The organism is Archangium minus (assembly GCF_044360475.1).
In the GTDB taxonomy this organism is placed as follows: Bacteria; Myxococcota; Myxococcia; order Myxococcales; family Myxococcaceae; genus Archangium; species Archangium minus.
Genome location: NZ_CP043494.1, coordinates 3945084 through 3965394, shown reverse-complemented (window position 1 = coordinate 3965394; position 20311 = coordinate 3945084). Strand labels below are relative to the sequence as shown.

Here is a 20311-nt window from a genome sequence, read left to right as displayed (position 1 = left end):
CGAATCAAACAGCGTTTGAGTTGTGGTCAAAGCCGCCAGGCGTGGGTCTTCTTCGTGGTCGCGAGAAGGCATTACACGCAGAGTCTCGCTATTCAGTAACAGATAGTCATTGCCACAAAGCCTGCCACGAGCAGAGCGCCGAGTCGGAACCAGAGAACGGAGTCGATGCGTATGATTCGGATCGGGCGAAGGCAGTTCACAGCAGGGTTGGGTTCCTCGCTGCTGGCTGCGCCCCTGCTGCGGTTCCTGAGCGGAGAGGCCCAGGCGGCAACGCCGGTGGCAAAGCGGCTGATCGTCTTCTTCACGCCCAACGGCACGGTGCACCGCCACTGGCGGCCGAGCGGAACGGAGACGGCCTTCTCGTTCCCCGCCGGCAGCATGCTGGAGTCTCTCAACCGCCACAGCTCCAAGCTGCTCGTCTGCGAGGGCATCGACTTCGCAGAGGTGGACAACCACGAAGCGGGCATGGCCAACATGCTCACCGGCGGAGGCTCGGCGCAGAGTGCGTCGGGGGGCCTGTCCGTCGATCAATACATCGCGAGCAAGGTGGGCCAGAGCTCGCGCTTCAAATCGCTGGAATTCGGAGTCCAGACGAGCCTCTGGGGCGCCGCGCGCTCAACGCGTATGTCGTATTCCGCCCCGGGCGTCTTCGTCTCGCCCGAGGACAACCCGCGCAATGCCTTCCAGCGACTCTTCGGAGCGCTCGGAGGTGACACCACCACCGCTGATAAGCAGTTGCGGCGGCGCAAGAGCATGCTGGACCTGGTGCGTGGCGAGATGAACGACCTGTCCCAGCGGGTGGGCGCGGAGGAGAAGCGCAAGCTCGAGCAGCACCTCGAGGCGCTCCGCCAGACAGAGAAGGGGCTGACCGAGCCCGTGGCGCTCCCCGGGTGCCCCTCCGCCACGGCCCCCATCGCCATGGACGCCATGGCGAACGCCAACTTCCCCGCCGTGGGCCGCGCCCAGATGGACCTGCTGGTGAGCGCGCTCACCTGTGGCATGACGCGCGTGGCCTCGCTCCAGTGGTCCCACACCGTCGCGCCCCAGGTCTTCACCTGGACGGGCGTCAACGAGGCCCACCACGAGCTCTCTCATAAGGACGACTCCAACACCTACGGGCTCGGAGAGTTCATCAAGTGCGAGCGCTGGTTCGCCGAGCAGTTCTCCTACCTGCTCGACGCCCTCGCGGCCCGCCCCGACCTGGAAGGGAGTGGCACGATGCTCGACTCCACCCTGGTGCTCTGGGCCAAGGAGCTCGGCGACAGCCGGCTCCACACCTGCCGCTCCGTGCCCTTCGTTCTCGCCGGGGGCTCGAGCAGCTACCTGCGCTTCGGACGCTACCTCCGCTTCAACGGCGTCCCGCACCAGAAGCTGCTCACCTCGGTCTGCCACGCCATGGGCGTCAACATCAGCACCTTCGGCGATGCCACCAAGGCCAGCGGTCCTCTCACCGAGCTCGTCTGACCTCGACCCCTCTCCTCTGACAGTCCCCCCTCGCGATTAGGAGGCAGACCCGTGCTCACCACCCGGCACCTCGCTGCCCTTGGCGCCCTCTTTTTCTCCGCGACCTTTCTCTCCGCCTGCAAGTCCGACCCGGGCGGCTGCCCTGATGACCTGGAGTTCTTCCGCGCCCGGCTGTGGGAGCCGGTGATGTCCACGCAGTGCATCACCTGCCACAAGGCCGATGGGCTCGCGGCCGGAACACGCCTGGTGCTGCTGCCCCCGGGAGAGCCGGGCGCGGTGGAGTCCAACTTCATGACGGTGCGGGGACTCGCGCGCGAGAAGCTCGACGACGCGTCCCTGCTCGTGCTCAAGCCCGCGGGCCTGCACCCACAGGGACACGGGGGCGGCACGCTCGTGGCCCAGGGCAGCTCGCGCTACGAGGACTTCCAGCGCTTCGCGGACCGCATCAACGGCGTTGAAGGAGCCTGTGAGGGATTCACCGCGGTGGCCTGCGAGCCGGACAAGCTCGACCCCAGCGCTCGGCGGCGGATCCGCATGCTCACCCGCTTCGAGTACGACAACACCCTGCGCGACCTCCTCTTCCTGAACTCCACCTGGGGACAGTCCCTGCCCTCGGAGGAGGTGGTGAACGGCTTCGACAACAACGCGGACGCTCGCGCCGTGGGCCAGTTGCTCACCGACAAGCTGCTCACCGCCGCCGAGCAGGCCGCCGAGGCCGGCGTGGCGAAGCTGTCCCAGCACGTCTCCTGCGCGGCGGGCGAGGCGTGCGCCAAGCAGTTCATCCAGAGCTTCGGCCTGCGCGCCTTCCGCCGCCCGCTGACGGACGCGGAGCGGCTCCGCTATGAGTCGCTCTACACGAGCGTGGCCGCGACGGACGGGTACACCGAGGGCATTGAGGCGATCATCGCCGCCATGCTCCAGTCTCCGAACTTCCTCTACCGCACGGAGCTGGGACAGCACCTGGGCGACGGGCGCTACGCGCTGACGGACTACGAGGTGGCCTCGGAGCTGTCGTACCTCTTCTGGGGCTCGATGCCGGATGAGGCGCTCTTCGCCAAGGCGCGCGCGGGAACCCTGCACACCCCCGAGCAGATCGCCGTCGAGGCGCGCCGCATGCTGGCGTCCGTCCGGAGCCGCCCCATGCTGGATCACTTCGTGAGCCAGTGGCTGGACATGGAGAAGCTCGCCCAGGCGCAGAAGGACAGCACCTCCTTCGAGGACTTCAGCCCCACCATCCGCTCCGCGATGAAGGCGGAGACGACGGAGTTCTTCGACTACATCGTCCGCAACAGCAGCGGCCGGCTGCCGGAGCTCTTCTCCGCCAACTACACGTTCGCCACGGACGGGCTGGCGACGTTCTACCGCCTGGAAGCGGGCCCCGTGAGCTCCACGACGACGCTCAGCGGCGGCCTGCGGATGTGGGAGCTGAGGGGCACGGGACGCGGCGGAATCCTCACGCAGGGAAGCGTCCTGGCCGCCCAGGCCACGCCGCAGACCTCCTCGCCCGTGCGCCGCGGCAAGCTCGTCCGCGAGCGGCTGCTGTGCCAGCCCCTCCCGCCGCCGCCTCCGGGCCTCAACGTGGAGCTGCCCCCCGTGGATGAGCAGCTGCCCAACCGGGGGCGCTTCCAGGAGCACTCGAGCAACCCGGCCTGCTCGTCGTGCCACCAGATGATGGACCCCATTGGCTTCGGCTTCGAACAGTTCGACAGCGTGGGCCGCTACGTGCCCGAGGTGAACGGGCAGCCCGTGGACGCGAGCGGAGAGGTGCTGTCCTCCACCTCCACCAACGGAACCTTCATGGGAGTGGATGGGCTCCAGCAGAAGCTGGCGCAGAGCCCGGACGTGCACGCCTGCTTCTCGCTGCAGTGGCTGCGCTTCGGCTACGGCGTCTCTGGGGATGACGAGTCGTGCGTGAGCGGTCAGTTGACGGAGCGCTTCCGTCAAGAGGAGCTGAGCATCCCGGAGCTGATCATCTCGCTGACCCAGCTCCCCCGCTTCACCATGCGACTGGGAGACGAGAACGGCACGGTTGATCCGACTCCGGGAACGGGCGGTGGCACCGGCGGCGGGACGGGCGGTGGCACCGGTGGCGGGACGGGCGGTGGTACCGGCGGTGGAACGGGAACCCCCACGACGCCCCCGGCCTCCGGCAACGCGCAGATCTCCGTGTCCGTCCAGGATGACTGGGGAAGCGGCTACTGCCACAACGTCAAGGTGACCAACACCGGTACCGCCCCGCTCGTGTGGCGTGTCACCCTGACCATCCAGGGCACCTTCACTCACGCCTGGAGCGCCATCGCCACCCATTCTGGAGGTCAGAGCACCTTCACGGGCATGGACTGGAACGACGAGCTGTCACCCGGCAGCAGCACCAGCTTCGGGTACTGCGCGAAACGGTAACCCGAGCCCACGGCTGCGCTTGAACCTCGCCTCCCCTGTCGATAGGGAGGCGAGAGCCCCATGCACCCCCCGCGCCGTCCCTCCAAGAGAGGGCTCTTCATCCTCCTGTTGTCCGCCCTCCTCCTCGCCGCCGGTGCGATTGCCGGACGCACCTGGCTGCAAGGAGAGGCGATGCACGCCCGGGTTCTCGCCCGCGTGAAGCCCGCCCTGGAGTCGCGGCTGGGTCCGGTGCACATCGGCGAGGACTTCCACGTGGGGTGGACCGGGACGGTGTCGCTGGGGCCCGTGGAGCTTCCGGGTACGCGGCCCGAAGGCCCTCCCGTGGTGCGCATCTCGCGCGTCACCGTCCACATCCGAAGGCTGGCGCTGCTCTCGGGGCGCGTTGAGCCCAGCCGGGTGGTGCTCTCGGGAGTCCAAGTCGAGGCCGGGCCACAAGGGCAGGAAGTGCGGGCCCTCGTCGAGCGGGTGCGCGAGGCGCGCGAGAACCGGAAGCCAACTCGGGCCCCCTCCTCGAACGAGGACTCCGCCCGCGAGCTGCCTGAGTTGGTTCTGAAGGACGTGCACCTGGCCTTCGAGCGACAAGGCCGTGTGGAGTGGGGTCCGCTCTCGGCCCGGGTGCGATTGGAGGGCACGGCGGAGGAGCCTCGGCTTGAGGCGACGGCCGAGCTCCCGGGTGGAGGAAGCGCGGACCTGTCCGTCCAGCGCGCGGAGTCGGGCTTCTCGGGGACACTCAAGGGGCGAGGGATTCAGGCGGCCTCCCTGCTGTCACTCGCAGAGCCGCCGTTGCGCCTGGAAGGGGGCACGCTGGAGGGAGAGTTACAGGTGGACACCTCGGGTGCCACCTTCTCCGTGGCGATGACGGGCCTCTCCGTGAACAGCGCCCAACTCGCCCCCGAGCCGGTGGGGCCACTCGCCTTCTCGGCCGAAGGCCGCGCGCGCTGGGACATGAAGCGTCGGCAGGTGAAGCTCGAGTCCCTGAGTCTGACCGTGGGAGAGCGCCGCGAGGCACGCGTCCAGGTGCATGGCGAGGCCACCTGGAGCAAAGAGCCCCACTTCTCACTCCAGGCGGAGCTGCAACCGCTCTCCTTCGAGCAGGCCATGGCAGCGCTGCCCGCGGCCCTGGTGCCCGGCACCGAGCTGGCGCGGCTGGAAGGTCAATTTCAAGGCACCTTCTCGCTCTCGGGTCCGATACGCCGGCGCCGGGAATGGGAGGTGAAGGCGAAGCTGGACCTGTCGGAGCTGAAGCAGTCGGCCAAGACGGGGCCGCTGGCCTGGCTCCGGACGTCCTTCGACTACCGGCCCCTGACACCCGAGGGCCGAGGCCGGGAGCTGCACATCGGCCCGAGCAACGACGCCTACGTGCCCATGTCCGAGCTTCCGCGCCCCCTGGTGCGCGCGGTGCTCCGCAGTGAGGATGCGGCCTTCTGGATTCACCGGGGCTTCGACTTCGACTCGCTCCGAAACATCCTGTTCGCGCCCGAGGACGACAAGGTGCGCGGCGGCTCCACCATCACCCAGCAGCTCGCCAAGAACCTCTTCCTGTCTCGGGAGAAGACCTACGCGCGCAAGGTGAAGGAGGCCTTCCTCACGCTGGGCTTGGAGGCCTCGGTGCCCAAGGAGCGGCTGCTCGAGGTGTACTTCAACATCATCGAATGGGGACCCAACCTCTATGGCATCGGCGAGGCGGCGCGGCACTACTTCGGCAAGGACGCGCGCGAGCTGAGCATCCTCGAGTCCGCCTTCCTCGCCACCATCATCCCCAACCCGGTGCGCTACCACGTGTACTGCAGCCGAGGCGCGCTCTCGGACATCTGGAAGCGGAACGTGGATGAGCTGCTGACGGTGCTGTACTCGGGAGGAGACATCACCCAGACGGAATACCAGCACGCACTCGCCACCCCGCTCACCTTCGCAGGCCACCATGGCGCGCAGACCTCCTCCGAAGAGGAGACGCGGCTACGCGCCATTCCCTGAGCTCAGGTGTCCGCGCGAAGCGTGAAGATGGACACCTCGGCCGGCACGCCGATCCGGAAGGGCAACCAGTGGCCCGTACCACCTGACACGTACAGCTGGCCGTCCCCACGTCGGTAGCGGCCCAGCATGTAGTCGAAGGCGAACCGGAACAGCGGCATGCCGAGGATCGCCACCTGCCCTCCGTGCGTGTGGCCGGAGAGCGTGAGGCGCGCCCCCCGCTCCAGCGCGAACGGGAAGAAGTCCGGGTGGTGCGTCAGGCAGAGCACCACCTCCTCCGCGGACGTGCCCCGGAAGGCCACTTCCGCCGATTGACGCATGCGCTCCGCCTTCACGCGCATGCTCCGCGTGCGCCCCATGGGGTAATCCACGCCCACCACACGCACCCGCTGCCCTGCATGTTCAATCACATGCGACTCGTCCACGAGCAGGCGGACCGGGCTCCCGCGGCGCGCGCTCGCCGCGTACGCCTCGCGAATGGCACGCAGGCCTCGCCAGTGCTCGTGGTTGCCCAGAACGGCGAGCATCCCGTGCGGCGCGCGGCAGGCCTCGAGCGCGGCCATGGTCGCGTCGAGCTGCGTCAAGTCGTCGATCAGATCGCCCGTCATCACCTGCAGGTCCACCTGGGCCTTGTTCATCACCTCCACGGTGGCGCGCACGTACTCGGTGTCGATGAACGTCCCGACGTGGACGTCGGTGATCTGCCCGATTCGGAAGCCATCGAGCGCTCGGGGCAGGCCCCGCAGCCGCACCTCGATTTCTCGAACTTCGAAACCCGAGGAGCCGGCCACCATGCCCGCCGAGCTCGTCCCCGCCGCCAGCAACGGCAACGCACGTCCCATCCCCGTGAGCAGGTTGCGACGCTCCATGTCGACCTCGACCGGGGGAGCCGCCGCGACCAGGGTTGGGCCCTCGGTCCCCACCTGCAACGTGGGAACCAGACCCTCACGGGCGCGGGCGGCGCGTCCACGAACGAGCGCGAGGGGCCACCCCAGGAGCATCACCAGCCCCACTGCGACAATCCACCCCGAGCTGAAGAGCTTCAGGGGCAGACCCACCACCGGCAACACGCCGTGCTCTCCGAAACCGAGCGCTATCGGGAGGGCGAAGGCCAGCACCGAGAGCACCGCCAGCCCGAGAAACACCTGCCGACGCCATCCCTCACGGAGGCTGGGCCAGAGCCGGCGCAGGACGAGGTACGAGCCAACGTTGACGAGGGCGATGAAGAAGAGTCTCCCCATGGGCGGCAGTGCATAACAGAGCGGGCCTTCAGATTCCGCGCGAACGCAAGCCTGCCCTCCAGGTGGGGCTTCACACGAAGGGATGCCCGCTGCCGTGAGGTGCCGTGCAAGGGGTGCCCTCGTGTGCGACAAGACACGTTGCGAGGAGAAACCCTCTCGTGAAGGAGGCGCTCGAGTATCCTGGGCACATGCCCAACAGCCTGCTGGTCGTTCATGTGCACGTCCACGTCAAGCCCGAGTGGGTCGATGCCTTCCGCGAAGCCACCCTGGCCAATGCGAGGGAGAGCGTGAAGGAGCCGGGCATCGCCCGCTTCGACGTCGTCCAGGACACCGAGGACCCCACGCGGTTCGTCCTCGTCGAGGCCTACAAAAATCCCCAAGCACCCGCCGCCCACAAGGAGACGGCCCACTACCTGAAGTGGCGGGACACCGTGACGGAGATGATGGTCGAGCCACGCACGAGCCGGAAGTACGTCAACTGCTTCCCCGAGGACGCGGGATGGTGAGATGGGAATAACGGGCTTCGAGTTCGCCACCGCCACACGCATCGTCTTCGGAGCCGGCCGACTGGCCGAGGCGCCCGAGGCCGTGAGGGCCCTGGGTGGCAGCAAGGTACTGCTCGTCACGGGCCGTGACCCCACTCGCGCCACGGCGCTGCGCGAGGGGCTCGGCCGACTCGGTCTCTCCTCCGTGAACTTCGCGGTGGACGGAGAGCCCACCGTGGAATTGGTGCGCGAGGGGACCGCCCTCGCGCGCACCGAGGGATGCGATGCGGTGGTGGCCTTCGGAGGAGGCAGCGCGCTGGACGCGGGCAAGGCCATTGCCGCGCTGGCTACCAATGGAGGAGAGCCGCTCGACTACCTGGAAGTGGTGGGCCGGGGACAGGCCCTGACGAAACCCTCGCTGCCCCTGGTGGCCATTCCCACCACCGCGGGGACTGGCTCCGAGGTGACGCGCAACGCGGTGCTGGGTGTGAAGGACGCCCAGGTGAAGGCGAGCCTGCGCAGTCCCCTCATGCTTCCTCGACTCGCCATCGTGGACCCGGACCTGCTGGCAGGCGCGCCTCGCGGTGTTCTCGCCTCCAGCGGGCTGGACGCGCTCTCTCAGCTCATCGAGCCCCTGCTGTCGGCCCGAGCCAACCCGCTCACCGATGCGCTGGCCCGTGAGGGCATTGGCCGCTCGGCCCGCTCGCTGCGCCGCGCGGTGTTGGAAGGCCCCGACGCGGCGGCGAGGGAGGACCTGGCGCTCGCGAGCCTCTTCGGTGGCCTGTGTCTGGCCAACGCGGGGCTGGGCGCGGTGCACGGCTTCGCGGCCCCAGTGGGAGGCATGTTCGACGCGCCGCACGGCGCGGTCTGCGCGGCACTGCTCCCCGCCACGCTGGAGGTCAACCTGCGCGCGCTGAGGGCTCGTGCTCCGTCGCACCCGGCGCTTCCTCGCTTCCAGGAAGTGGCGGTGCTGCTCACCGGGCGCGCGGACGCTCGGGCCGAGGACGGCATCACCTGGGTCCGGGAGCTGTGCCAGGCCCTGGGCGTACCCGGCCTCGGGTGCTACGGACTGACGGAGGCTGAGGTGCCGCAGCTCGTGGCTCGGGCCAAGGCGGCCAGCAGCATGAAAGCCAACCCCCTCCCCCTCACGGACGAGGAGCTTACGGAAATCGCTAGTCGCTCACGGTGAAGACGAGAGGCTCTCATGGCCAACAGGATCAGTCGCATCACCTCTTTCGTCGAAAAGCGCAAGCTGGGCTTCGGTGTCGCGCGCCTCATCATGATGAGCGGAGTGAACGTCCGAAGCTTCGGTCCGAATGATCCGGACCCACCGGACGCCCTGAGGCGCCTGGAGCAGGCCCTGCCCCAACTGCTGACGCCCCAAGAGTTGAAGGAACTCCTGGGGCTTCTCTCGGAGTCATGAAGATGACGGTCTCAATCGGAGTCGGAGTCGGAGATGCGACGGACGTGGAGAAGGCCGTCCACACCGCGGTGAAGCAGGCCCGCGCACAGCTCGGAGACATGCCCGCCCAGGCGGCCTACATCACCTCGACGGTGGACTACGACGCCGCGCGCGTCCACGCCGCCTTCCGGGAAGAGCTGCCCGGTGTTCCCCTGCACGGAGTGACCACGTCCCTGGGCGTGCTCACCCCAGCCGGCGTGCGCAACGAGGGCCACGGCGCCGTGGCGGTGCTGCTGGTGGGCGGTGCACCGGGGACGGCCTTCGTGGCCTCCTCCACGGAAAAGGACGGGCGCCGGGCCGGAGAGAGCGCGGCGCGAGAGCTGGTACGCAAGGCGGGCGGGAAGATGCCGCGGATGATTCTCTTCAACGCCTCGCCCGGCGAAGAGGAGGAGATGCTGGCGGGCATCGCGAGCGTGTGCCCGGACGTGCCCTGCCAGGGAGGCAGCGCCGCGGACCATGCCATCGCCGGGCAGTGGAGCGTCTTCACCCACGAGGGCCCGGTGTCGGTGGGCGTGTCGCTGCTGGGCCTCTTTGGTGAGATGCGGCTGGGGACGGCGCTCTCCACCCCCTACAGCCCCACGGGCGTGCGGGCCCGCGCAACCGGAGCCGAGGGCCGCAGCCTGCTCTCCTTGGATGGTCAGCCGGCCGCGCAGGTGCTGGGGCGCTGGATGGACGGAGCCATCGATGACCAGCTGCGCACGGGGGGCAACATCCTGGCGCAGACGGCGCTGCGTCCCATCGCCGTGCGCCGCGACATGGGCAGCCGGGACCACTACGTGACGGTGCACCCGGCCCACATCCACGCGGAGCGCGGGGTGGTGGATGTCTTCGCCCGCATCGAGCCCCACGACGAGGTGTGCCTGATGACCGGCACCGCCGAGGGGCTGGTGAACGAAGTGGCCCATCTCATCGACACGGCGCTGGCGCACGGAGGCCTGACGACGCGGGACGTGAAGGGAGCGTCGCTCATCTTCTGCGCTGGGTGCGCGGGGGCGCTGGGGCCTCGCATCGACGAGGGCCTGCGAACGTTCGCGCGACTGCTGCCGGGTGTGCCCCTGCTGGGCCTGTGCACCTTCGGAGAGCAGGGCCACATCCCCGGTCTGGGCAACGTGCACCAGGACCTGTCACTCAGCCTGACGCTCTTCGCCAGCCCCTGACTCGGGCGACCCCCTCCCCTTCCACCGCACGTCAAGCCCCTCTCCTCGTGTGGTGGAAGCAGCCAAATTCGAGGACTGCGTAAACCTTCGCCACGGCTGCCACACGGCCCGTCACATGGGAGTTGTCCGTCCCGCCTCCTATCCTCCAGGGTCGTTTCTTCTGGGGGAAAGGGCAGCATTATGGCGAAGGAGTGCCGAAGTCCTGGAGCGGGTGAGGGCGACGGTACGCAGCTCGATGCTCGGAGAGGGAGGACGGGGGGCCCGCCGCGGTGGGCTCCTGCAGGGGCCTTCTCTCTCATCGTGCTCTTCCTCTTCGCGGCGTGCGCAACGCAGGCGCCGATGGCGGACACGAGCGCAGGTCGAAGCCGCACCTGGGTGGAGGCGCCCGAGGAGGGTGAGACCCGGGCTGGGCCGGTGACGGAGCCTGGGCTCGAGGGCGCCGTAGTGCTGGACGTCGTGGTACTCGAGCCCGGGAGAGTGAGGACGCGGCCCGTCCCCATCACCAAGACTGAGTTTCGCGAGAATGTGGAGCGGCTCGCCCGAGGGCGCCAGCTCCAGGGTGGGCCCCAGGTGGCGGCCGCGGAGGTCCTCAAGGTGCAGGAGGCGCTGCGCCTGGCCCGGGAGACACGACCGGTCTCGGACGTTGAGGCTGGGGGCAGGTTCACCGCGGAGTGGGCTCCACGCAACGACGGTGGCCGGGGGCGGTGTTCGCCATTCTCCCGGAAGAGCAGTGGGGAGCAGTCAAACTCGAGCCCCAGGCCGAGGCCGAGCTGCGCGCGAGGTATGAGCGGTTCTGCATCGTACGAGGAGGTGGGGACTGCCTCGGGCTGTTTGAGGATGGCCCCTACCTGCGCTCGGACGACCGGAGCACCCTGGCCTTGGCCCTGGCGTTCGGCTCAGTCCTGGACGAGACGTACGCAGCGCTGGGGCGCGAGGTAAGCCCCAAGGCGCTCCTCACATCGATTTTGTGGATGGCGAGTTTCTATTTCGGATTGTGGCTACTGCCTGAGCCGGTGACCAAGGGAGTTGCAGCTGTGCTCACCGTGGCGCTGGTGGCCTGGCTGGGCATCGACACGGTGTGGGGCCTTATGGACGGCTGGGCGGAGCTCGTCATGAAGGCGCGAGTGGCCACCACCTTCGACGAGCTGCGCGAAGCAGGGGCAGGTTTCGCTAAGGTGCTGGGAACGGACGCGGCCAGGGCGATGATCATTGCAGTGACGGCGCTGTCGGGGCGGACACTGGCGGAGGTGGGTCCGGCGTTGCGCTCCCTACCGAGTTTTCGGCTCGCGCAGGTGCAGCTCGCAGGGCAAGGAGCGCCGACGTGGGTGGTCGTGCGGTTGGAACAGGTCCAGGCGGTGGCGGCCTCGGCTGAAGGCGCTCTGGCGGTCACGGTAGGACCCGAGGGCGCCCTCGCTGGCGCCATGATGAGCCGCAACAGCGCGGTGAGCGCCAGCTCAAGCGGGTCTCCAGCCAACGAGGTGTACCGGCACCGCGGCGGTAACAGGCAGGTAGAAAGGAACGGCGAGCGGTGGCACCTCCCACGAGGCGTGTCCGCCAACGACCTTCCTGCCTCGGACCCCCTGGGTGACCAACTCCAGGCGGCGGCGCGGCAGGTGGCGTCGAGGTGGGGGCCGCAGTTCCTTAAAGCGAAGGAGGAGAGAGCCATAGAGCGAATGCTCCAGAGGGGGCTCGTTCACCGAGCGAATCTGCTGGAGCGTCAGGCGAGGGGGCGTTGGGTGGAGGCGGAACTCCAGAAGCTTTTCCCATCGCTAGACTGGAAACGCCGGGGCGTTGACGTGGTGGGACCCGCAGGACAGAAGTACCACTATGAGCTCCTGTCCGGGACTGAATCGAACTTCGAGCTTCACGGGCGGCGGATGGCAACCACCTTCTTCCGTATGATCTTCTTCTGAGATGCGCGCGACTCCTAACGTCCACTACGAGAACCGCGAGATGGAGGGCGAGCGGCTGGAGCTGACCGACAAGGAAGCCATCTACTGGCTCGGGCCCAACCTCTCGCTCCGGCGCTGCACCGTGGTCCTCGGCATCGGAGGACGGCAATTAGTTCCGACGTGGGGACGGTTGATCGACTGCACCATCGAGGCAAAGCGTCAGTTCGCCGACGCGTGGTTTACGTCCCTATCGTTCGAGGGCTGCCGGTTTAAGGGCCGCTATTCAAACGTCGGATTCGGGCAGCGAGTCGGAGTTGATACCTGGTGGGAACACGGCGGGATAGCGAATTGCGATTTCTCCGAGGCCCGGCTGGACCTGTGCAGCTTCCACGGCTGCGACATGCGGACAGTCCAGCTTCCAAAGTGGCCGTGCTTCACCATCCTGGAGCCGCTCAAGCACGGACCGGAGCTAATGAGCGTCCCCTGGCCGGGCGATTTTTTCCCGGTCATCCTCGAGGGTCCGCGTAAAGAGAGGCCTGATAGGGCCGCGCTGTCCTTCTACGCGCCGGCAGAGGCGAAGCGCTCTGGGACGACGCTGGAGGAACTCAAGGCGGCAGTGGAGCGATTCGACTTCATCGTGCGGTGAGGGAACGGTGCGAAACGAAGCGTAGGTCTGGGCAACGTGCACCAGGACCTGTCACTCAGCCTGACGCTCTTCGCCAGCCCCTGACTCGGGCGCCCCCCTCCCCTTCCACCGCACGTCAAGCCCCTCTCCTCGTGTGGTGGAAGCAGCCAAATTCGAGGACTGCGTAAACCTTCGCCACGGCTGCCACACGGCCCGTCACATGGGTGCACTGTTCGTTGCATACCCAACAGGCGGGGAGCCATTCGCGCTATACCTGGGTCGTTCCCCCCGCTTCCAGGCGGACGACAGGAGCGCGTCGCACAACCATGGCTCGTCGGTCTCCCGTGCATCCCTTCCTGGCGCTGGTGGCGTTCGCCACGAGCGCCTGCGCGTGGGTTCCTTCCACGGAACCCGAGCCTCCCCTCCAGCAGGAGAAGCAGGCGTCCGTCGTGGAAGAGCCCACGGCCAGCGTGACGGCGCCCATCGTGACGAACGGCAGCCGGAACCGGATGCGGATCGCCCTCACCTTCGACGCGTGCTCCACGCACAAGAACGAGTACGACGAGCGCGTCATCCGCACCCTGGTGGAGACGGGGACACCCGCCACCCTCTTCATTGGCGGCGGTTGGGCCTTGGCCAACCCGGGTCGCGTCCAGGAGCTCGCGCAGTACCCGGACTTCGAGTTCGGCAACCACACCTTCTCCCATCCGCACATGCCCAAGGTGAAGGATGACCGGAAGGTCCTGGAGGAGCTGCAGCGCACGCAGCGGGTCGTCTACGACTTGAGCGGACGCATCCCCAAGTACTTCCGCCCGCCGTTCGGGGAGGTAGACCTGCGGGTTGCCTGGATCGCGTCCCAGGCGGCACTCACCACCATCAACTACGATCTGCCCTCGGGAGATCCAGACACGAGCATCAGCCCGAAGCGGCTGGTGGACTGGGTGGTGCGTCAGGCGAGCCCCGGCGGCATCGTGGTGATGCACATGAACCACAAGCGCTTCGCCACCGCCCAGGCGTTGCCGGATGTCATCAAGGGCCTGCGCAAGCGCGGCTTCGAGCTGGTCACCGTGGGCACGCTGCTCGAGGACAATACCTGGCCCACGTGCATGCCGTCCGAGGAGCCCGAGCGTCCCGTGGTGGCGAACTTCATCCCTTGACGCGGGGCTTCCAGAAGATGCGCTCGGAGACACCGGGGACGGCGAAGCCCGGGAGCTCGCCGACCTGGCGGTACCCGTGGCGCTGGTAGAAGCGCTGTGCCCCCTCGTTGAAGTCAGAGGTGAGCAGGAAGTAGCCCCCGGACGGCTCTCCACAGCCGGCCTCGTAAGCCGCGAGCAGCTGCGCGCCCAGCCCCGAGCCATGGCGATCCTCGCGAATCGCGAGCGTCCGCAGGTAAGCGCCGGTACCGAAGGTGCCCCGGGTGAGGAACCAACACACGCCCACCGGACCACTCTCGTCGGAGGCCATGAGCAACCCCTCACCCCGCTCGAGCGCGCCACGGAAGCGGGTCGCCAAGGCGGTGGCATCCAGGCCATAGGCCTTGAAGAGCGGCAGTGGCGCCAGCGCGGCGGCCAGCGCCGGAAGGTCCTCCGGGGTTGCGGGGCGGATGACGGCGGGCATCAGGTCCTCTCGGGTGCGTGAGACGCCAGGAGATTGGACCGGAGCGCCGTGCCAGACAACAAGACTCGCGCTCAGGCGGAGGTGAGCGCCTCCGCGAGCCGGGGCAACACCTCGCCAGCACGCGCCTCCACGCGCACATCCACCAACTCACCGCCCCGACACTCACCGATGTTGAGGAGCCCGATGGGCATGTGGCGATCAGCGGCGCGCTGGAGGAAGCGGAAGCCCGAGTAGACAGCCAGAGACGAGCCGACCACCAGCAGCGCATCCCCTTCCTCGAGCAACGCGAACGCAGCCTCCACCGTGGGCGGGGGAACGTTGTCGCCGAAGAACACCACATCCGGCTTCAGCGTCCCACCGCAGCGGGTACAGCTCGCCACCCGGAAAGCCAATACGGTCTCCACCGGCAGCTCGGCATCTCCATCCGGCCGCAGCTCGGCGGTGTGCTCCGTGAAACCAGGGTTGAGCGCCAACAGCCGCTTCTGCAGCTCCGTCCGAGGCTCAATGGCCTCACAGTCCAGACACCGCACCCGAGCGAGCGCCCCATGGAGCTCGATGACCCGCTGGCTGCCGGCGGCGTGGTGCAGACGGTCCACGTTCTGGGTGATGAGGCCGAGCACGTGGCCGTCGCGCTCCAGGGCCGCCAGCGATTGATGCGCCGCGTTGGGACGGGCCGACGAGAACCGTGGCCAACCGAGCAGGCTTCGGGCCCAGTAACGCGCACGGACCTCGGGACGGGTGAGGAACTCGCGATGCTGGATGGGGTTGCGGGCACGAGCGCGTGTGCCAGGCCCGCGGTAGTCCGGGATGCCCGACTCGGTGCTGCACCCGGCGCCCGTAAGCACCACGATGCGGCGACCCCGAAGCAGTGCGGCCAGGGCTTCCACGCCCTCGGTCGCGTCGAAAACGGACGGTTGTTCCAGGGGAGCGGTCATTCGGGGAGAATCTATAACGTGCGCCCCGCGCGCTCGCCGGTCCCCGGTCAGGAGACCAGGCGTCCGGGCCACCTATGGGTGCTCCGGCCCCTCTTCCACCACCACATGCTTCGGCCGCCGGAGGACATACAGCACGCTGATTCCCGCGATGATGCCACCCGCGATGAGGGGCGCGCGTGCATCCGCCTCGGCTCCGAGGACGCGGCCGACAATCATCACCAGACAGACCAGCGCCCCCAGCACAGGGACGACCACGGGGACTTCGAAAGAACCCCGGGGTTCGCCCGGGCGAAGTTTCAGGACGATCAGCGCTCCGTTCACCACCACGAAGGCCACCAGCAGCAGCAGCGACGTGGCGTCGGCGAGCTGGCGGATGTCACCGAGCAGCGACAGGATCAGCACGATCCCCAGCAGAACAAAGATGGCCACGTGCGGCGTACGACGGCCGGAGTGGACTCGGCCCAGGAGCGCCGGGAGCAGTCCCTGGCGGGACATGCCGTACAGCAACCGCGAGCCCATGACGAAGTTGAGCAGGGCCGTGTTGGCGACCGCGAAGATGCTGATGGCGGTGAAGAGGATGGGCGGGAAGGAAGGAGCGGCCTTGCGCACCACATCCACCAGCGCGGCCTTCGACTGGCCCAGCTCGCGGTAGGGCAGCACCGACACAGCGGAGATCGCCACCAGCACATAGAGCGTCGTGGCGATCAGCAGGGCCAGCAGCAGCCCCAGCGGCAGGGTGGTGCGCGGCCGCTTCACCTCCTCGGCGACATTGAGGATGTCCTCGAAGCCGATGAACGAGAAGAACGTCAGCACCGCACCCTGGAGCAACAGACCCAGGGTAATGCCCGCCTCCAGGCCCCCCGTCTCCGACGGTGGAACCTCGAAGTAGTCGACCGAGCCCCATGAGCCCACACCCACCCCAATGACGATCAGCAGCCCGGAGAGCTCGACGCCCGTGCACAGCATGTTCATCCACGTGCTCTCACGCATGCCCCGGAAGACGACGAGCGACAACAGCACCAGAAACCCAACGGCCAACACCCCGGTCGGTAACCCCACGCCGAGGGACTGCACGTAGCCGGCGATGACGCGCGAGCCCGTGGCCATCGACGTCAGCCCGGAGGCCGCCACACCCAGTCCAATGAGGAACGAGATAAAGGGGGCCCGGAAGGCGCGGTGGACCACATAGGGCGCGCCCGCCGCGCGCGGGTAACGCGAGCCGATGTTCGCGTAGCTCAGCCCCGTCAGCAGGGCGACGATCATGGCCATGACGAAAGCCAGCCAAACGGCATTGCCCATGAGACCCGCGGCCCGGCCCATCAGCCCATAGATTCCCGCCCCGAGCATGTCCCCCACGCCATAGACCGTTAATGCACCCAGACCCAAGGTCCGGGCCAGGGTCGGTTGAGAGGAGGAGGGAGTGTCTTCGTCGGCGGCCATGGCGCGCCGTCTTCTCACGGTCCGCATCCCATCGGACACGTCTTCAGCGCCAGCTGTCCGGAAGCCGCCAGCAGCCCCGTGTGGGCGGAGGCGCACCGATGGATTCTGGCCGCGAGCTGGCATCATGAGAGCCATGAGGAAGGTGCTCTGGCTCTCTGGTTATGTCTGGGCGCTCCCGGTGACGGTGCTGGGTTTGATGCTCGCCATGCTCTTCGCTCGCCTGGAGTCCGTGGACGAGGAAGGCATCCTCCACTTCGTCGTCCTGCCTGAAGGACCCCTCGCCTGGTATGTGCGCCGCTTCAACATCGCCGCCTTCGCCATTGGCGCCGTGGTGACCTACTCCCGAGAGGACGGCCCACGGCAGATCCGCCTGGTGCGCCACGAGCGCGCCCACGTCATGCAGACGCTCGTGTTCGGGCCGCTGTTCCTGCCCCTCTACGGCCTGGCCTCGCTCTGGCAGCTCTCGCGCGGGCGCCATCCCTACCACGACAACTGGTTCGAGGTACGGGCACGCGCGGCTGAGGTGCCGGGCTACCGCACGCTGCGTCTCGTGCGCTAGCCCCACCTGTGTGTGACACAATGGGCGGGCCATGCCCCCTCAGCCAGCCATCCGTGGCTTCATGTCCAGGACGATCCTCGACGCGGCCAGGAATCTGCCAGCCGACAAACAGCGGCGGGTATTCGAGCTCACCCCAGAGGAGCTGATCTCCCTCATCGAGTCCACGCCCCGGCTGGGCTGGGTCCCGCTCGAGCAGAACATCAAGCTGTCGGACGCTCTCCACCAGGTGCTGGGAACCTCGGGCTTCCGTCAGTTCTTCGCGACGCTCGCCGATCGCATGATGTCCTATCCGCTGCTCCAGTCGTTCTTCGACGGGGCGGTGCGGCTCTTCGGCCTGACACCCCAGGCGATGCTGAAGTGGTCCACCTACGCCTGGGAGCAGTCGTTCCGGGACTGCGGCAGGCTCCTGTACGTGCCGCTCCGGGAGTCAGTGAACCATGGCAGGGTCGAGATGGTGCTGGAGGGCTTCCCCCCTTCGCTGTTGAGCACGGGCACCTTCAGGGAGTCACTCGCGGGCACCTTCGACATGTACCTGCAGCGCGTCTCCAAGAAGGGCCAGGTGAAAATCCGAGAGGTCGACATCGCGAAGGGTCGCGTTGTCTATGACGTCTCCTGGGAGTAGGGCCCTCAAGGTGGAGCGGGCGTGGCAGGTTCAGGCCCACGGGACGGGCCGGAGGCAACAGGCACGGTGAAGAAGAAGGTGCTCCCGCGGCCCGGCTCGCTCTCCACCCGGAGCACTCCGCCGTGCGCCTCGACAAGCCCCTTGGTGATGGACAGCCCAAGCCCCGCTCCGCGGCGGTCTCGCCGGTCCGCCTGCCAGAAGCGATCGAAGATGTGCTCAAGCACCTCCGGGGTCATTCCCGGCCCGGTGTCATGCACGTAGAAGCAGACGGACGCCCCCTCCAACCGGGCGCCCGCCCTGACCGCTCCCCCAGGTGGAGTGAACTTCAGCGCATTACCTAGCAGGTTGGAGAACACCTGGAGGAGCCGATCCCGATCAGCGAGGACGGGCGGCAGCGGTCCGGACTCCTCGAGCTGCAAGTGGACCTCTCCGGCCTGGGGACGAGCGGCCTCGACCGCCTCCCGCAGGAGCCCCTCGGTGGGCTGCGGGCTCGGGCTGATGGAGAGCTGACCGGCCTCCAGCCGCACCACGTCCAACAGGTCTTCAACCAGCCGGCCCATGCGCTGAGCGGAGGAGAGGAGCGAGTCCAGGGCCTCCACGCTGGGTGCGTCGCCCAGCGTGCCCCGTGCTCGCCGCCGCAGCGCCTGAATGCCGAGGACGATTGAATTCAAGGGGCTGCGAAGGTCGTGGGCGACGATGCCCAGCACATCATCGCGAGCCTGGGTGGCGCTGCGGGCAGCCTGATACAACCGCGCATTCTCAACCGCGAGGCTGGCGAGCCGCCCCAAGCGTCGCGCGAACTCCAGGTCGCCCTCGGTGTAGATGCGCCCGGAGTCGGAGGCGATGAACACCAGCGCCCCGAAGAATCGCTCATTCACCACGAGGGGAACGCCCAGGAGCGAGCGCGGCGCCAACTGTTGGAGCAGCACGAGGTGCTCGGCGTTCTGCGTCGTGGATGAGAGGAGCTCCGCCGAGACGTGAGAAAGGAGCACGGGCTCCCGGCTCCTCCACAGCTCGCGCAGGAAGGGGGTTTGGCTCATATTGAGGGGAAGCCCCCGGAGCGCAGCCGCCAGTTCCTGCTTCCCAGGCATTCGGTGGGCCACCTCTGAACGGCGCACCTGCCCCTCCTCGCACAAATAAACGATGCACCAGTCCGCGAGCGACTGCACCGCGAGCTGGGCAACGCGGGAGAGCGTCCGCTCAAAGTCGAGCGAAGAGGAGAGGATTTCTCCGGCCTGTACCAGGAACCGCTGCTCCTCTTCCACGCGCTTCTGGGCGGAGACGTCCCGCAGGATGACCGTCAGAATGTGCGTCCCGTCTACCTCGCGCTTGGAGATGGCTGCCTCAGCGGGGAACTCCTCACCCGTCTTCCTCCTGCCGAAGAGGAGCCGGCGCTCCCCCATCCTCCGGGCGCTGACCAAGCCCTCGGCAAAGGACTGCATGAACCCGCGGTGGTTGGCTCGAAAGCGCTCCGGGAGGAGCAGATCGATCGGCTGCCCAAGCACCTCCGACGCGCTGTAACCGAAGATGGCCTCCGCCCCGGTGTTGAAGATGGTGATAGCCCCTGACTCGTCGAGGGAGATGATGGCGTCCGCCGCGATGGAGACGATGCCCGCGAACCGTGCCTCCGAGGCCGCACGCTGGTCCGCGTTCCACTCCGCCTCCCGCTTCGCCTCTTGTCCACGGCGAAACGCACGCATCACGAGCACCGACTGCGCCACCAGCACGGCCATGGCCACCGGAATCCCGAGCAGGTACACGCGCACCGAGCTCCCCACCCCATGGCTTGCCTGGTTTCGGGAGGAATCCATCTCGTCGCGCTGGTAGCGCAACACCAGCGCGATCTCCTGATTCAACTCCTCTCGTGCCGGCTGGAGCTCCCGAGTGACACGCAGCAGGATACGTTCAAGAGACACCCCCTGCTGGCGCAGCGCTATCAACTCCCGTGAGATGGAGCTCAGGCGGGCCTGGGCGCGTTGGCTCTTCGACAACAACTCCCGCTCTCGCGGAGCCTGGCTCCCAGCGAACATCCCCCCGAGGGCGCGCTCGAATCGCTCACGAGAGCGCTCAAGCTCCTCCAGCATTTGAGCGTCCGGAGAGAGGAGGTAGCTGCGGACAAGCCGTCCCAGGCGCTCGCTCTCCGCGCTCAGGCGCTCGGTGGCCATGGAGCGCTCGGCGGCGACGGCGTAGCGCCTCAAGGACTCCTGCTCCGCCCGTATGACCTGGAGGACCACCAGCAGTGCCCCCACCGCGATCAACGCGGGAAGGAAGACCATCGCGGTAGCGGTGGATAGGAATCGGTGCATGTTCCGGCCGAGCGAGGCCCCCCAACCCCCCACCCGGACGACATCGCGTGGACGGTGCCCGGCTTGATGTAACGCAAAGCGTCGCAACTCACCATGCGACGCCAGGCTCAATCCATTGCTGACTGGATGACACTC

Annotated in this window: 17 protein-coding genes; 12 read left to right on the top strand and 5 right to left on the bottom strand. The window is 67.8% G+C overall.

The features are described 5' to 3' along the window. The first annotated feature begins 171 nt into the window (after window positions 1–171). Genes F0U60_RS16395 through F0U60_RS16385 form a run of 3 tightly spaced genes read left to right on the top strand, consistent with a single transcriptional unit; the run spans window position 172 to window position 5838 of the window. A complete protein-coding gene (locus tag F0U60_RS16395) occupies window positions 172–1464 on the top strand; it encodes a DUF1552 domain-containing protein (RefSeq protein WP_395820519.1) in 1293 nt (430 codons plus the stop codon). A 51-nt stretch (window positions 1465–1515) separates the two neighbouring features. After that, on the top strand, window positions 1516–3864 hold the full coding sequence (locus F0U60_RS16390) for a DUF1592 domain-containing protein (protein ID WP_395820516.1): 2349 nt from the start codon (window positions 1516–1518) through the stop codon (window positions 3862–3864). 60 nt (window positions 3865–3924) lie between these two features. Then, window positions 3925–5838, top strand: a complete 1914-nt coding sequence (locus F0U60_RS16385) for a transglycosylase domain-containing protein (RefSeq protein ID WP_395820513.1) — start codon at window positions 3925–3927, stop codon at window positions 5836–5838. Between the two features lie 2 nt (window positions 5839–5840). Here the strand turns inward: F0U60_RS16385 and F0U60_RS16380 are convergent, their stop codons facing one another. Continuing rightward, window positions 5841–7076 carry a metallophosphoesterase gene (locus F0U60_RS16380; protein WP_395820510.1) on the bottom strand — a complete coding sequence of 412 codons (1236 nt, stop codon included), beginning with the start codon at window positions 7074–7076 and terminating at the stop codon, window positions 5841–5843. A gap of 188 nt (window positions 7077–7264) precedes the next feature. Here F0U60_RS16380 and F0U60_RS16375 point away from each other — a divergent pair, with 188 nt between their 5' ends. From F0U60_RS16375 to F0U60_RS16345, 7 genes are all read left to right on the top strand, one after another. Next, the gene (locus F0U60_RS16375) at window positions 7265–7582 is read left to right on the top strand and encodes an antibiotic biosynthesis monooxygenase (RefSeq protein WP_395825278.1); all 318 of its coding nucleotides are present in this window, start codon (window positions 7265–7267) and stop codon (window positions 7580–7582) included. Between the two features lies 1 nt (window position 7583). Continuing rightward, window positions 7584–8750, top strand: a complete 1167-nt coding sequence (locus F0U60_RS16370) for an iron-containing alcohol dehydrogenase (RefSeq protein ID WP_395820507.1) — start codon at window positions 7584–7586, stop codon at window positions 8748–8750. Window positions 8751–8765: 15 nt separating this feature from the next. Then, window positions 8766–8984: a hypothetical protein gene (locus F0U60_RS16365; RefSeq protein ID WP_395820504.1), complete on the top strand. Its 219-nt coding sequence runs from the start codon at window positions 8766–8768 to the stop codon at window positions 8982–8984. Between the two features lie 2 nt (window positions 8985–8986). After that, window positions 8987–10180, top strand: coding sequence for an FIST signal transduction protein (locus F0U60_RS16360; protein WP_395820502.1), 1194 nt, complete (start codon window positions 8987–8989; stop codon window positions 10178–10180). 704 nt (window positions 10181–10884) lie between these two features. Continuing rightward, window positions 10885–12093 (top strand): hypothetical protein, encoded by a 1209-nt coding sequence (locus tag F0U60_RS16355; RefSeq protein WP_395820499.1) that lies wholly within the window; start codon window positions 10885–10887, stop codon window positions 12091–12093. Window position 12094: 1 nt separating this feature from the next. Further along, window positions 12095–12718 (top strand): hypothetical protein, encoded by a 624-nt coding sequence (locus tag F0U60_RS16350; protein ID WP_395820496.1) that lies wholly within the window; start codon window positions 12095–12097, stop codon window positions 12716–12718. 305 nt (window positions 12719–13023) lie between these two features. Continuing rightward, window positions 13024–13854 (top strand): polysaccharide deacetylase family protein, encoded by an 831-nt coding sequence (locus F0U60_RS16345; protein ID WP_395820493.1) that lies wholly within the window; start codon window positions 13024–13026, stop codon window positions 13852–13854. On the opposite strand, the gene F0U60_RS16340 is transcribed toward F0U60_RS16345, so the two are convergent. The 3 genes from F0U60_RS16340 to F0U60_RS16330 form a co-directional block, all read right to left on the bottom strand. Next, complete coding sequence (locus F0U60_RS16340) at window positions 13844–14314, bottom strand: GNAT family N-acetyltransferase (RefSeq protein ID WP_395820490.1); 471 nt, start codon at window positions 14312–14314, stop codon at window positions 13844–13846. The two genes, F0U60_RS16345 and F0U60_RS16340, sit on opposite strands and share 11 nt — an antisense overlap. Before the next feature lie 71 nt (window positions 14315–14385). Continuing rightward, window positions 14386–15249 (bottom strand): NAD-dependent protein deacetylase, encoded by an 864-nt coding sequence (locus F0U60_RS16335; RefSeq protein WP_395820487.1) that lies wholly within the window; start codon window positions 15247–15249, stop codon window positions 14386–14388. Window positions 15250–15321: 72 nt separating this feature from the next. Continuing rightward, window positions 15322–16689 carry an APC family permease gene (locus F0U60_RS16330; RefSeq protein ID WP_395820485.1) on the bottom strand — a complete coding sequence of 456 codons (1368 nt, stop codon included), beginning with the start codon at window positions 16687–16689 and terminating at the stop codon, window positions 15322–15324. A 124-nt stretch (window positions 16690–16813) separates the two neighbouring features. Between F0U60_RS16330 and F0U60_RS16325 the strand changes: the two genes are divergently transcribed. After that, window positions 16814–17248 carry a hypothetical protein gene (locus F0U60_RS16325; protein ID WP_395820482.1) on the top strand — a complete coding sequence of 145 codons (435 nt, stop codon included), beginning with the start codon at window positions 16814–16816 and terminating at the stop codon, window positions 17246–17248. A gap of 31 nt (window positions 17249–17279) precedes the next feature. Continuing rightward, entirely contained in the window at window positions 17280–17870 is a 591-nt protein-coding gene (locus F0U60_RS16320; protein WP_395820480.1) for a hypothetical protein, read from the top strand. A 5-nt stretch (window positions 17871–17875) separates the two neighbouring features. On the opposite strand, the gene F0U60_RS16315 is transcribed toward F0U60_RS16320, so the two are convergent. Beyond that, window positions 17876–20176, bottom strand: coding sequence for an ATP-binding protein (locus F0U60_RS16315; protein ID WP_395820478.1), 2301 nt, complete (start codon window positions 20174–20176; stop codon window positions 17876–17878). Window positions 20177–20311 lie beyond the last annotated feature (135 nt).